Source organism: Gallintestinimicrobium propionicum (assembly GCF_025567525.1).
In the GTDB taxonomy this organism is placed as follows: domain Bacteria; phylum Bacillota; class Clostridia; order Lachnospirales; family Lachnospiraceae; genus Gallintestinimicrobium; species Gallintestinimicrobium propionicum.
Genome location: NZ_JAOQJY010000006.1, coordinates 118915 through 132361 on the forward strand (window position 1 = coordinate 118915; position 13447 = coordinate 132361).

The following is a 13447-nucleotide window of genomic DNA, read 5'->3' on the forward strand; positions in this document are numbered from 1 at the left end:
GTCCTACTTTTTATTTATTCTGTAAAAATTTCGGATTTCCTTTTTTTATCGGCAGATATCGAAAATAAATTCGGCAATTTTGTTCATCGCGTCATAGGCGTTCTTGAGGGGCGACATCTGGAACACATGCCACATGCCCTTATAAATGTCGATTCGGGCAGAAACGTCTGCCTTGACGAGATTTTTGTGCAGCTGCGTCGAATCCGAAAGTAAAAGCTCGTTGTCCCCGACCTGAATGTATACAGGCGGCAGCCCTTCCAGCTTTCCAAACAGCGGGGAAATATACGGATTCGTCAGCTCCATCCCGCCCGCATAATTTTCGATCATCCGATCCAGGTATTCGTGATCCAGAACCGGATCTACGCTGCTTCTTGTCTGATAACTTTTCCCTGATTTGGTCAGGTCTGTCCACGGAGACATCAGTGCAAGTCCTCTTGGCAGCATTCTTCCTTCGTCTTTTAATTTCAGCGTCAGCGACAACGCAAGATTTCCGCCTGCGGAATCTCCCGCTACAATCACATCCCGCGCACCGTATCCCAAATACATCAGATAGTTCCAGGCCTTCATGGCATCTTCCGCAGCCGCCGGGAATTTACATTCCGGCGCGAGCCGGTAATTAAAGCAAAACACATCCATCCCTGTGGATTCTGCCAGCTTTGTCGTCAGCGTCCTGGCATATACCGTACTGCCGGTTGAATAGCCACCGCCATGACAATACAAAATCACATATCGCTTTAGATGCGCGCGTTCCACCTTCACCCATTCGCAGCTCATGCCGTCTACCTCTGTCTCTTCATAGGCAATTCCCTTTTCCGTACCGAGGATCGCCCCGATCCTGTCCTGGGACTGCCTGTGTTTCGTCAGATCCGGCCGTTCCACCAGTCCGTGCACCTTCCGAATCAGATTCATCATATTCTGGTTCTGCCTGCTGCTTACCGCCATATCTCCTCCGTATCTGCCGCAGCCGCGGCATGCTTTATAAAAATAGGTTTTTCCGCCATTTCCGTTCTTTTTTACAGCTTCTATTTCTTCCTCACAAAAAAGAAGATATCATTTTAATTATAGCATATTTTCCTCTATTCTTACAAGATTGAACTTTTTCCTGTTCCTTTTGCCCGTGCTGGTGTATACTGTTCTTACAGTTCACTCATGCGTTTCTGGAAGCAGATTTGTGCTCGCACAAAAATCTGCTTCCAGAAATGCACGAAGGAAGCGCCACTCCATGCGCAAAAATGAGCTGCGAAGCAGCGGAAAGCAGCGTTTTTGCAAATGGCACGGTGAACTGCAATATGCTGTGTGTTGACGAACTCATGCCAACAGCAGCGAAAGGATGAATCCGATATGTCAAAATCAAACCCAAAACATACTCCGAAAACCTGGTATCGGCTGGATCTGTCCGCGATTGTATATCCGACGCTGCAGCGTCGGGACTTTTCCTCCGTGTACAGGCTTTCCGTCCTGTTAAAAGACCCGGTGCAGCCGGATATTTTGCAGCAGGCTGTCGATATTGCCATGAAACGCTTTCCTACCTATCATTCCGCAATGCGGAAAGGATTTTTCTGGCGCTATCTCGAGCCGAATACCCGTCCCGGTCCGTTTGTAAAACCCGATATCCGCAATTTCTGCATGCCGATGCCGTTTAAATCCAACAACCGCTATCTTGTACGTTTTTACTGGTATGACCGGCGGATTTCCCTGGAAGCGCATCACAGCCTCGGGGACGGTACCGGCGGCATGTATCTGCTCCAGACAGTTACTGCCGTTTATCTGCGGCTCCTGGGACACGAAATTTCCAACGGCGGCTTCGTTTTAGATGTCAACGAAACACCGGATCCGGAAGAATTTGAAGACGCCTATATGCGCTATGCAAACGCCCGCGTCTGCCCGCCCAGACCCGCCGAAAAAACTTACCGTGTGCGCGGCACGAAAGAACCTTTCTATACCCTCAACGTGATTGACGGCATCATGAGCGTCAGCGCTGTCCAGAAGGTTGCCAAACAATATCAGGCTTCGATTACGGAATACCTAAACGCCGTGCTTTTATATTCTCTTTTACAAAAGCAGGAGCACGATTTTCATCTGCGCCTGCGCCCTGTGCGGATCGCCATGCCCGTCAACCTGCGCCGTTTTTTTCCATCCAAAACGCTGCGCAACTTTATCACGATGGTTTATCCGTCTATCGATCCAAGACTTGGTGACTACACCTTTGAAGAAATTGTCACTCAGGTGCACCACTATATGCGCTACTATATCAACAGCAAGTTCCTGCGCGGCGATATCACAACGAATGCTTCCACGCAGCGTAATCCCCTGATCCGTATTGTCCCGCTGTTTTTAAAGGATTTCGTCGTCCGGCAGTTTTACCAGCGGGTGCAGGACAAAAATTCCTCTGCCGGTCTGACCAACATGGGCGCAATCCGCGTTCCTGACGATATGAAGCCCTATCTGGAACGCTTCGATATTTATATGGGAATCCCGTATTCCCAGCGCACCAACTGCGCCATTGTCAGTTTTGAGGACACGCTGACCGTCAATTTCGCCAGCTGTATCATCGAAGCGGATGTGGAACGGCGATTTTTCCAAAAGCTCGTCGAGGACGGCATCCCCGTCACGATCGAAAGTAACCGGGAACTATAATAGAACGCGCGCCCATTTTATTGTCATGATTCAAAAAGGAGTGAAATCATATGTCATACTGTGTCAACTGTGGAGTAAAGCTGGACCCGTCCTTAAAATACTGTCCGCTCTGCAATACCCCTGTTATCAATCCACATGATCTTTCCAAAATGCAGCCTATCTCCCCGTTTCCGAAAGAAAAGGGACAGGTTGAGGTTGTACGCCGAAAAGACCTCGCCATTTTGCTTTCCGTCTCTCTCACTGCGGCCGGTCTGTGCAGTCTTTTGTTAAATCTGCTGGTATTCAGGCAGCATCTTTGGTCGCTTTACGTAATTGGAGCCTGTGTCCTGATCTGGGTAATGTCAATCCCTGCAGTAATATATACCAAGCTTCCTATCTACCTTTCCCTGCTCTTCGATGGTCTTGCCGTAATGCTATATCAGTTTCTGATCAGCTTTAATACCACGGATCACAGCTGGTTCTTCGGACTGTCCCTGCCGATCACCGCGCTCTGCACGCTGGCCACGATCCTCTTTGCTTTCTGTCTGCGCAAAATTTCTTCTGCCTTTTTGATGAAAGCGCTTTATTTTTTCGCAGAAGCTGCGCTGCTGTGCGCCGGTATCGAGTTGCTTATCCGCCGGTATCTTTTACTTCCGCTGCGGCTGACCTGGTCGGCGGTCGTCTGCTCCGTCTGCGGCGTTATCGTAATCTCGCTGATTACGATTCTCTCCCGTGCAAGGCTCAGGAACGCAGTACGAAGGCGCATGCACTTTTAAGTCTATTTCTTCTTTTCTGTATAATAAAAAAGAATGTGCCTTGGCACATTCTCGCGCCGAGGCGCGGTTGCCTCGGCAACCATCTACCCTTGCGCCGAGTGCGCATCCGCGTAGAGCGTTTATTATCGTATGGAAACGAAGTTTCCCATACGATAAAAATGAATCCTGCGAAGCAGGATTCTCCGCCTGCGGCGGGTCGCGCAAGCGACATTCTTCCATTCCGCTGCAGTGCGATCCACGCGGAGCGTTTATTATCGTATGGAAACGAAGTTTCCATACGATAATAAAGCCTGAGACTTTTTCCATCATCTCAGGCTTTTTCCATATTTCTGTCTGATTTTTATTCTTCGAACATCTTTTTCACATTGAAGTGATTCACAACTTCCTTTGCATTATAATAAATTCTGTCATCCCCGACCAGTTTTGCATTTCCGTCTTTGACTTCTACGACACTGACCGCACAGTTGACCGGTACAAATCCATGCCAGAAATCCGCTTTATCTTCATAAATATTGTGCAGAATTGCTCTCAACGCACAGCCGTGCGTTGCAATCAGAATCGTTTTATCTTCATATTCCGGCTTTGCCGTTACTTCATCCCAGAACTCTTTTGTACGCTTACAGAGCTGCAGAATCGTCTCCCCGCCTTCTCCCGGCACAAACGCAAACGGCTCGGTATAAAACTTCTGAAATTCCTCAATCGGCGTCGGAACCGCATAATTTTCCGGACGGCATCCGATTCCCTCCCAGTTTCCAAAAGACAATTCTTCAATTCTGGCATCCTCAATTATCGGAACCTTTCTGCCGCCAAGCACGATCTCTGCCGTCTGTCTCGCCCGTGAAAGCGGACTCGTGATACATAAATCAAAGGGAATCTCTTTCATTCCTTCCGCCGTTTCTTCTGCCAGCCGGATTCCATTTTCATTTAACGGAATATCGGTCTGTCCCTGCATTTTTCCTTCTACGTTCCATGACGTCTCACCGTGTCTGATAAAATATAAAACCATGTGCTGTAATCCTCTCTGCCTATACGGCTTATCTGTACTGCTGCGCATCCTGACAGAAAAAGCGCTCCGATTTCTCGAAGCGCTTTTTGTTCCTGCAGGAAAAGAGACTTGAACTCTCATGGTATTGCTACCATACGGACCTGAACCGTACGCGTCTGCCAATTCCGCCATTCCTGCATTTGTCTTTCAGTGTTCAGCACTGTATCAGTGTTGTTCGCTGCTGACAAAGGATATATTATCACAACTTTGACAGCAGCGCAAGTCTTTTTTTTATTTTTTTACAGTTCTCTCGTGGCTGCTTCTTTGCAACTGGCGTAGGCGGACTGTAACGCTTACTGAATCTTCTGTACCAGATCTTCTACCAGACGCGCAGAATGCTTTGCCGCCTCATGCTCGAAGGCTGTGTAATCCATCTCTGCAGAGCCATCTGCCTTATCGGAAATCGCCCGGATTACGATAAACGGAATTTTATTTAAGTATGCGCCATGTGCGATAGACGCGCCTTCCATTTCCGCGCAATCGCCGTGGAACACTTCGATCAGGCGTTTTTTCACATCATCAGAGGAAATAAACTGATCGCCGCTCACAACGCGTCCGGTGCGGACTGTCAGGTCGGGATTGACTTTTTTACAGGATTCCACTGCCAGATTTACCAGCTTTTCATCTGCGATAAATTCCCGGATTCCCATCTGTGGAAGCTCTCCCAGAGGATACCCGAATACGGTAGCATCCACATCATGATGAACCGCATCTTTGGAAATCAGGATATCCCCAATATCCAGATCTGCATTCAGGGAACCTGCCACACCGGTGTTAATCACATGGGTGATCTGAAATAAATCCACCAGAATCTGTACACAGAGCGCAGCATTTACCTTTCCGATTCCGGAGCGCACAACAACGACGTCAGCGCCGTTTAAAGTTCCTTCTTTAAACTCCATTCCCGCTCTTGTTACGGTGTTTTTTACCTCCATGGCTGCCTTTAACGCATCAACTTCCAGCTCCATGGCGCCGATAATACCAATTTTTGCCATTTTCTTTTTCCTTTCTTATCTTACTCCGGATAAACCAGACGGTCTTCTTTAATATTGTATAAAACCTGCTCCAGATATCTCTTTCCAAGATAATTTGCCATCGGCAGGTTCATATCCAGATAGTTTCCGCAGTCTTTTGCAGCAGCCCCGGGGACTTCTCCTTTAAAGTCGCGTACGAACTCAAACAGCTCGGTTACCAGCCCTACGACATCCTTCGATGTATAATCACCTGCCAACAGCATATAAAAGCCGGTTCTGCAGCCCATCGGTCCAAAATAGATCGTCTTATCCTTATACACCGGATGATTTCTTAAAAAGGTCGCGCCAAGATGCTCGATCGTGTGCATCTCCGCTGTATTCATGACAGGCTCCTCGTTCGGACTTGTCATCCGCAGATCGAAGGTCGTGATCACTTCCTGTCCTACGGTATCTTTTCTGGAAACATAAATTCCAGGCTGTAATTTAATATGATCAACGGTAAAGCTTGCTATTTTTTCCATCTGTCTTACCCATCCTTTCCTGATGAATTATACAATATCGTTTTTTAAGATGCAACCGAAACCACCTTTTCATAGGCAATCCGTTCCGAACCGTCCGCGATATGGATGATTCCGCACTGTTCGAACCCGTTTTTCAGGATCAGATGCTGCATAATGTGATTGTCCGCGTGTGTATCAATCCGCAGATGTCCAATTTTTTCTTCTGAAAAAAGGACGATTCTCCGAAACAGACCATGCACCGTTCCGTCGCCTGCAACCCGATGCAGTGTTCCATATTCACTCTCTGAAACCCAAGTGCCCTGCTCAATTTGCGCATAGGTCGGATCTTTTCCCATCACAAGGGCGAATACGCCAGTCATTCGATTTTTCTGTCGGACGACATATAGCTGTCCTGCCCGGATATCCGCTTCCAGCACCTCTTTTTGCGGCGCGTTCTCTTTCCACTGATTCGGATTGCCCGTTCGCTTCATAAATTCCCGCGCGTAAGCATAGATTTCCAGAATCCGCGGCAAGTCGCCTGCCTGCGCCTTTTTGATCACCACTTCCGACATCTGACTATCCTGCAGCGCTTCTGCACTGGTTCCTTGCCCATGACAGCTTCGTAGCTGTTCCATTCCGACTTTCTGCACGCTTTTTTTCATCCTTCCGATTCCCGTTTTCTATCTGCTTCTGTTCTTTACCAGGACTGTGACAGCAGTGGAATCACCTCCTGCAGATCCTGTATTTGGGCATCTATCCGATATATGCTGTCCGCCTTCTGTCCGTTCGGATTATACCAACACGTCACAATTTGCGCAAGGTTGCCGCCGCGAATATCGCTCGTCAAAGAATCCCCGACAATCAAAATCTTTTTCCGGTCGGTTTCTTCAATTGCTTCAAATACCTGGTCAAAAAACGCTGCATTCGGCTTTTCCGCACCAAGCTCTTCGGACAGAAAAATCCCGTCCATCAGCTCCCCCAGCCCGGAAAGGCGGAGCTTTTTCGTCTGTGCCAGCACTGTTCCGTTGGAAACGACATACTGTTTTACCCTGCCGCGCAAAGATTTTACGATTTCATAGCTGTCATCCCGAAACACAATTGTATCCCCAAGGCACACCTGGTAACGCTCATTAAATGCCGGTGCCGCCGTTACATCCAGCCCTTCCGTTTCAAAAAATTCCCGGAATCTGCCGACCAGGACTTCCGGCTTTGTCAGCTCGCCGTTTTCCAGCTTTTCCCAGTATCTGCGGTTGATTTTGGAATACCGGGCGATCGCCTCATCCGTGCATTCCCCGAACCCGAATTCTGCAAAAAGTGTCCGGATCGCCGCTTTTTCCGCCGCCAGAAAATCTAACAGCGTGCCATCCACATCCCAAAGAATTGTTGTAATCACACTTTCTCCTCCAGCTTTAATACCTCTCCGAGTGTGAGCACAGCATTGCGTACACATTCCGGGCAGGAACAGAGCACCCGTCCGGTCTCGATGCCTTTCAAATCCTTACAGATTGTCGCACCGCATTTTTCCTGAAAACCCGCCACCAGCTGTCTGGAAACCGCCGGCGTCCCTTTTCCGTCCGTCAAAATACCGGCAGCCATGACTGCGCCGATCAACGCGCCGCAAGTAGCCTCCATACAGCCCATGCCCGCCGCATAACCCGCGCCAAGCTTTTTTAGCGTCTCAGCCTCCACCGGAATCTGATCTGCAAATGCCTGCGTTACCGCCTGCGCGCAGTTGTAAATCCCCGTTGCTTTCCATTGTGCTGCCTGATTTGCACGTTCTTCTATCGTCATTCATGTATCCTCGCTTTTTTGTTTTTTTCCAACAGACACACCGCTTCTACCGCCCCCGACCAGGGGAACATGTCCACCGGCCATACTTCTTTTGCACGGTAGCCCTGTTTTTCCAGATAGGTACAGTCGCGCTCCAGCGTCGTCGGATTGCAGGATACATATACGACGCGCTTTGGACCGATTTTTGCAACCGCATCCAGAAATTCTTCACTGCTTCCGGCGCGCGGCGGATCCATCAAAACAACATCGACCGGCATGTTGTCAGCTGCACAGCTCTGCAAAAAATGCCCTGCATCCTCTCTGTAAAACCGGATGTTTTTCACATCGTTTGCTTTCGCATTGCCGACCGCGTCCCGCACTGCATCCGGGTTGGATTCCACACCGAATACCTTTCCCGCTTTTTTTGCTGCGATCATGCCGATCGTTCCGGTTCCGCAGTATGCGTCCACAACCGTCTCCTTTCCGGTCAGATCCGCCAGCTCGATCGCTTTTTCATAAAGCTTCTGAGCCTGAATGGGATTGACCTGATAAAAGGAGCCGGGCGAAATCTTAAAGCTGCAGCCGCAGAGCCTGTCCACAATGTAGCCTTTGCCCCAGAGCACCTGATACTTGCTGCCCAGCACAAGGCTGTCCGTCCGGTCGTTGACATTCTGGACAACCGTTGTGATTTCCGGATGCTCTCTACGCAGGGCTTCCACAAAGTTTCTCTTGGACGGAAAAACAGGGGATGCTGTTACCAGAACAACCATGATTTCATCCGTAAATTCTGCCTTTCGGATCAGGACGTACCGCAGCAGACCATAACCGGTATCTTCATCATAAACCTTGATTTTAAACGATTTGAGCAGGCTGCGCACTGTCGCAATAATTGCATCTGCTTTCTGATCTTCAATCAGGCAGGTCTCCACCGGCAGGATCCGATGGGTTTTTTCTTCATAAACCCCGGAAATCTGCTGCTTCTTTCGATCCAGCCCGAACACCGCCTGTACCTTATGGCGATAATGCCACGGATTTTCGTCCATTCCAATAATCGGACGCACCTTGCAGTGCTTTTCCATCAGTTCCTTTACCTGATGCTTCTTTGCAGCGAGCTGTTCCTCGTAGGACAGGTGCAGATACTGACAGCCGCCGCACTTGCCAAAGTGGGGACATTTTGCAGCTGAAGCCTGGCGGCTCGGTTTTTGCTTCGCAGCAGCATTTCCGACAGGCGCTTTCGACTTTGCGGCACGCCAGTCAGTTGCAGCACTTTTCGCGGGTGCAGCACTTTTACCTGCTGCAGGCGCTTTCGACTTTGCGGCATTCCTGCCCGGTGCAGAATTTCTGTTTCCCGAAAAAGCTCCCGCCTCTCTCGCTTTCTTCGATCCCGGATTTTCTTTCTTCGATCCCGGATTTTCTTTCTTCCATCCTGTTGTTTCTTTCATATTTTTCGCTCATTTCTGCGCACGCTTTTTGCGCATGTCGAGTTTGTGTCAAGTGCGCGCAGACACAAATCTCGCGATTGAAAAATTTTATTTTTCAATCTTCCCTCACATCCGATCTGAAACGGGCTTATCCCTGGTCACCTTTTCTACAGGATATCCCGATATATTCTCTCTCATTTTTTCAGTCTTTCTAACAAAAAACCTTCTGAAAGGAATGCTTTCAGAAGGTCTTCGTTTCTTTTATCAAGCCTGTAATTTACGCGATTTTGGACTTAGCCAGCTCAGCCAGGGTAGCAAAGCCTGCCGCATCGTTTACTGCCATCTCTGCCAGCATCTTTCTGTTCATATCTACGCCAGCCTGCTTTAAGCCGAACATAAATTTGGAATAGGATAAGCCGTTCAGTCTTGCAGCTGCATTGATACGAGCGATCCACAGCTGTCTCATCTGACGCTTTCTCTCCTTACGTCCAGCATAGGAAGAGGTCAGAGCTCTCATAACGGACTGTTTTGCAACTCTGTACTGTTTGCTTCTTGCGCCTCTGTATCCTTTTGCAAGCTTCAATACTTTATTATGTTTTCTTCTGGCACTCATGCCGCCTTTTACTCTTGCCATCTTACTGATTCCTCCTTACGATTTATAAATACGGTAAAATCTTCTTCATATTCTTAACATTGGTAGCATCGGTCATTGCTGCCTGACGAAGATTTCTCTTTCTCTTGGTGGACTTCTTTGTTAAGATATGGCTCTTGTAAGCTTTTGCTCTTTTCAGCTTACCGGTTCCTGTTAATTTAAAACGTTTTGCAGCAGCTCTGCTGGTTTTCATTTTAGGCATATCTGATTTCCTCCTGTTACTTCATTTTCCTAAACGTATATTTTAACTGTAGCCGTGCAATCAGCGTTTTACAGTTAAAAACATGATCATGCTTCTGCCTTCCACCTTCGGCATCTTCTCTACAACAGCGATGTCAGAAAGCATCTGTGCAAAGTCATCCAGAATATGTTTGCTGGTAGACATGTGCGCCATTTCACGGCCGCGGAATCTCAATGTTACCTTTACGCGGTTCCCTTTTTCAAGGAACTTTCTTGCCGCGCCGACCTTGGTATTTAAGTCATTGGTATCGATGTTGGGAGACATTCTGATCTCTTTTACTTCGATGACCTTCTGTTTTCTTTTGGCATCCTTTTCCTTACGGGCAAGCTCATATCTGTACTTACCGTAATCCACGATCTTGCACACCGGCGGCTTTGCCGTAGGGGCGATCTTTACCAGATCCAAACCTGCCTCTTCAGCCAGCTTCAGTGCTTCTCTGGAAGACATGATGCCGAGCTGTTCTCCGCTCTCCCCAATCAGACGGATCTCTTTGTCTCTGATCTGTTCGTTGATAAATAATTCGCTAATGGCTGGTTCCCTCCATAAGAAATAAAATAAAAAAAGTGGATAGCTTCTATCCACTCACAACCTCTGCTCTTCCTCTGAGAAGCAAAGGAAACTGTAAACGCCTATGAGCCCGATCGCTATAGGGTGAGAGTGGATACTCTGCTTGTTTGTTCCTTACGCACCTGCGTACTAATAGAGATTAGCACGACGAACATCATTTGTCAATGCCCGTCGTGCATTTTTTTTTAATTTTTTTAATCACAGTTCCCTCGTACTTTTCGTGAGCGGCTTTTGTGCTTGCACAAAAATCTGCTTGCGAAAATGTACGAAGGGAGCGCCGCTCTATGAGCAAAAATGGACTGCGAAGCAGCGGAGAGCGTCGAAGACGCGGTATTGCGAATGGCGCGGGTGAACTTCCATCACCGTTCCACAAATGTCGCGCAGGCGGTTTCCCTGCGGTCCCCGGCACGGCTTCCGCGCATGTCCACATGCTCTGCCTGACATTTATAATTGGTATTGTAGCGGCATTTTACCGCTTCGCAGTCGATCTGCGTCATCCGGTCAGGATATCCGTCTGCGTTTCTTGCGCTGCCTTCCTTCTGCTGTTCAAAATTCTCACAGCAGGTTTCATCACAGCTGCAGGCCTTTGCGCCGCCTACCATAATGTCGTTTCTGCAGCAGCAGTCTCCGTCATGAAAGCAGCAGGTTTCCACACTACACTTTAAATCTGTCATCGTCCATACCTCCTTTTCTGGAAGAGCTGCGCGATGCGTCCGCATTTTCTCTGCGCACAGGACAGGCTGATCTGTGATGCGCCACCTTACAGCCACATAGCGTAGTGCGTTGCGCATTCTGCGCAGCTCCTGGCAGTCAGTATGCCCGATGACAGGTTATTTTATGCAGTTTTTTTTGCCGGATCAGTCTTTCTTTACGCGATTTTCCTTGGTTTCGATCTCTTTTAAGATATCTGCGATGAACGTATCCAGGCTTCTTGCACCTTCATCACCGGCTGCACGGCTTCTGACAGAAACGGTGTTTTCTTCCTCTTCCTTCTGACCAACAACCAGCATGTAAGGGATCTTGGCAGTCTGTGCCTCTCTGATCTTGTAGCCGATCTTTTCTGCTCTGGTATCCACTTCTGCGCGGATGCCTGCTTCTGTCAGCTTGTTCAGGACGTTCTGTGCATAATCCATGTATTTATCGGAAATCGGAAGCACCTTAACCTGTACCGGAGCCAGCCAGGTCGGGAATGCGCCTGCAAAATGCTCGATCAGGATACCGATGAAACGCTCGATAGAGCCAAATACTACGCGGTGGATCATGATCGGGCGATGCTTCTCGCCGTCAGCTCCAACGTACTCCAGTTCAAAACGCTGAGGCAGCTGGAAGTCGAGCTGGATCGTACCGCACTGCCAGGTACGTCCGATACAATCTACCAGATGGAAATCGATCTTCGGTCCGTAGAACGCACCGTCGCCTTCGTTTACTACATAAGGAAGCTGCAGCTCGTCCAGAGCGCTGCGCAGCGCGTCTGTTGCCATCTCCCAGTCTTCGTCGCTGCCCATGGAATCCTCCGGACGGGTGGACAGCTCTACATGATACTGGAAGCCGAACAGGGAATAAACTTCATTGATCAATCCTGCAACGCCTTTGATTTCGTCCTTGATCTGCTCAGGTGTCATGAAGATATGGGCATCATCCTGTGTGAAGCAGCGCACACGCATCAGACCATGCAGCTGACCGGATTTTTCATGACGGTGTACCAGACCAAGCTCGCCCATACGCAGCGGCAGATCTCTGTAAGAACGGGGTTCAGATGCATAAACCAAAACGCCGCCGGGGCAGTTCATCGGCTTGATCGCATAATCTTCGCCGTCGATTACAGTGGTGTACATGTTATTTTTATAATGATCCCAGTGACCTGAGGTCTCCCAGAGGCTTCTGTTTAAGATCACAGGAGTGGAAATTTCCACATAACCTGCTTTTCTGTGGATTTCACGCCAGTAGTCCAGCAGGGTGTTCTTTAATACCATACCCTTAGGCAGGAAGAAGGGGAAACCAGGACCTGCTTCATGCATCATAAACAGTCCCAGCTCTTTGCCCAGCTTTCTGTGGTCGCGCTTTTTCGCCTCTTCCATCATGGTAATGTAAGCTTCCAGCTCGTCCTTCTTTGCAAAAGCGGTTGCATACAGTCTGGTCAGCATCTGGTTATGTTCGTCGCCTCTCCAGTATGCACCTGCAAGGCTCATGATCTTGAATGCCTTACCAACTTCTTTGGTGCTCATCAGGTGAGGACCTGCGCACAGGTCTACAAATTCGCCCTGCTGATAGAAGCTGATTTCTTCGCCCTCCGGCAGATCTTCAATCAGTTCTACTTTATAAGGCTCTTCTTTCTCCTTCATAAATTCGATTGCTTTCTCTCTGGGCAGAGTAAAGCGCTCGATCTTTAAATCCTCTTTGACAATCTTCTTCATCTCTGCTTCGATCTTTTCAAAATCGTCGCTGGTCAGGGGAGTTTCGAACTCCATATCGTAATAGAAGCCGTCTGCGATAGAGGGACCGATCGCCAGCTTTGTGTTGGGATACAGGCGCTTTACAGCCTGCGCCATTACATGGCTGGTGGTGTGGCGCAGTGCAGCCAGACCTTTTTCATCCTTTGCAGTCAGAATGTTGACTGCAGCGTCGTGATCGACAACGGTACGCAGGTCTACAACCTCTCCGTCTACTTCTCCGGCACATGCCGCTCTCGCAAGTCCTTCGCTCAAATCCTTCGCAATATCAATCACAGACATTGCCTGTGCGTACTCTTTTACAGAGCCGTCTTTTAATGTAACCTTCATGGTATCTCCTTCCGGCTTTCGCCTTTTTCTATCTTAAAAATTTTGAAAATAACCTGTTTATTCGATCTTCACATAGTTTTGTGAATCTCGTCCTCTCTATAGATA

Annotated in this window: 15 protein-coding genes and 1 tRNA gene; 2 read left to right on the forward strand and 14 right to left on the reverse strand. The window is 48.6% G+C overall.

Annotated elements, in window-relative coordinates:
- Window positions 1-45: 45 nt before the first annotated feature.
- The gene (locus OCV62_RS06455; protein ID WP_021914120.1) at window positions 46-942 is read right to left on the reverse strand and encodes an alpha/beta hydrolase; all 897 of its coding nucleotides are present in this window, start codon (window positions 940-942) and stop codon (window positions 46-48) included.
- A gap of 399 nt (window positions 943-1341) precedes the next feature.
- Here OCV62_RS06455 and OCV62_RS06460 point away from each other — a divergent pair, with 399 nt between their 5' ends.
- The gene (locus tag OCV62_RS06460; RefSeq protein ID WP_262585650.1) at window positions 1342-2637 is read left to right on the forward strand and encodes a condensation domain-containing protein; all 1296 of its coding nucleotides are present in this window, start codon (window positions 1342-1344) and stop codon (window positions 2635-2637) included.
- 50 nt (window positions 2638-2687) lie between these two features.
- On the forward strand, window positions 2688-3392 hold the full coding sequence (locus tag OCV62_RS06465; protein ID WP_262585651.1) for a DUF6320 domain-containing protein: 705 nt from the start codon (window positions 2688-2690) through the stop codon (window positions 3390-3392).
- A gap of 340 nt (window positions 3393-3732) precedes the next feature.
- On the opposite strand, the gene OCV62_RS06470 is transcribed toward OCV62_RS06465, so the two are convergent.
- From OCV62_RS06470 to thrS, 13 genes are all read right to left on the reverse strand, one after another.
- Entirely contained in the window at window positions 3733-4398 is a 666-nt protein-coding gene (locus OCV62_RS06470) for a histidine phosphatase family protein (protein WP_262585652.1), read from the reverse strand.
- 93 nt (window positions 4399-4491) lie between these two features.
- A tRNA-Leu gene (locus OCV62_RS06475) sits at window positions 4492-4575 on the reverse strand.
- Window positions 4576-4730: 155 nt separating this feature from the next.
- Window positions 4731-5432 (reverse strand): 5'-methylthioadenosine/adenosylhomocysteine nucleosidase, encoded by a 702-nt coding sequence (locus OCV62_RS06480; protein ID WP_262585653.1) that lies wholly within the window; start codon window positions 5430-5432, stop codon window positions 4731-4733.
- 20 nt (window positions 5433-5452) lie between these two features.
- Window positions 5453-5932, reverse strand: coding sequence for an S-ribosylhomocysteine lyase (locus tag OCV62_RS06485; protein WP_021914717.1), 480 nt, complete (start codon window positions 5930-5932; stop codon window positions 5453-5455).
- 44 nt (window positions 5933-5976) lie between these two features.
- On the reverse strand, window positions 5977-6573 hold the full coding sequence (locus tag OCV62_RS06490) for an N-acetyltransferase (protein ID WP_262585654.1): 597 nt from the start codon (window positions 6571-6573) through the stop codon (window positions 5977-5979).
- 35 nt (window positions 6574-6608) lie between these two features.
- Window positions 6609-7304 (reverse strand): YjjG family noncanonical pyrimidine nucleotidase, encoded by a 696-nt coding sequence (locus OCV62_RS06495; protein WP_262585655.1) that lies wholly within the window; start codon window positions 7302-7304, stop codon window positions 6609-6611.
- A complete protein-coding gene (locus OCV62_RS06500; protein ID WP_262585656.1) occupies window positions 7301-7702 on the reverse strand; it encodes a C-GCAxxG-C-C family protein in 402 nt (133 codons plus the stop codon). The genes OCV62_RS06495 and OCV62_RS06500 overlap by 4 nt, the downstream gene beginning before the upstream one ends.
- Window positions 7699-9123, reverse strand: coding sequence for a 23S rRNA (uracil(1939)-C(5))-methyltransferase RlmD (rlmD, locus tag OCV62_RS06505; RefSeq protein ID WP_262585657.1), 1425 nt, complete (start codon window positions 9121-9123; stop codon window positions 7699-7701). Before rlmD ends, OCV62_RS06500 begins: the two co-directional genes overlap by 4 nt.
- A gap of 256 nt (window positions 9124-9379) precedes the next feature.
- Entirely contained in the window at window positions 9380-9736 is a 357-nt protein-coding gene (gene rplT / locus OCV62_RS06510; RefSeq protein WP_021914722.1) for a 50S ribosomal protein L20, read from the reverse strand.
- 22 nt (window positions 9737-9758) lie between these two features.
- Entirely contained in the window at window positions 9759-9956 is a 198-nt protein-coding gene (rpmI, locus tag OCV62_RS06515; protein ID WP_021914723.1) for a 50S ribosomal protein L35, read from the reverse strand.
- 60 nt (window positions 9957-10016) lie between these two features.
- Window positions 10017-10523, reverse strand: coding sequence for a translation initiation factor IF-3 (gene infC, locus OCV62_RS06520; RefSeq protein ID WP_412270054.1), 507 nt, complete (start codon window positions 10521-10523; stop codon window positions 10017-10019).
- Window positions 10524-10921: 398 nt separating this feature from the next.
- A complete protein-coding gene (locus OCV62_RS06525; protein WP_117959662.1) occupies window positions 10922-11236 on the reverse strand; it encodes a DUF1540 domain-containing protein in 315 nt (104 codons plus the stop codon).
- Window positions 11237-11419: 183 nt separating this feature from the next.
- Complete coding sequence (gene thrS, locus OCV62_RS06530; RefSeq protein ID WP_118496262.1) at window positions 11420-13342, reverse strand: threonine--tRNA ligase; 1923 nt, start codon at window positions 13340-13342, stop codon at window positions 11420-11422.
- Window positions 13343-13447: the final 105 nt, after the last annotated feature.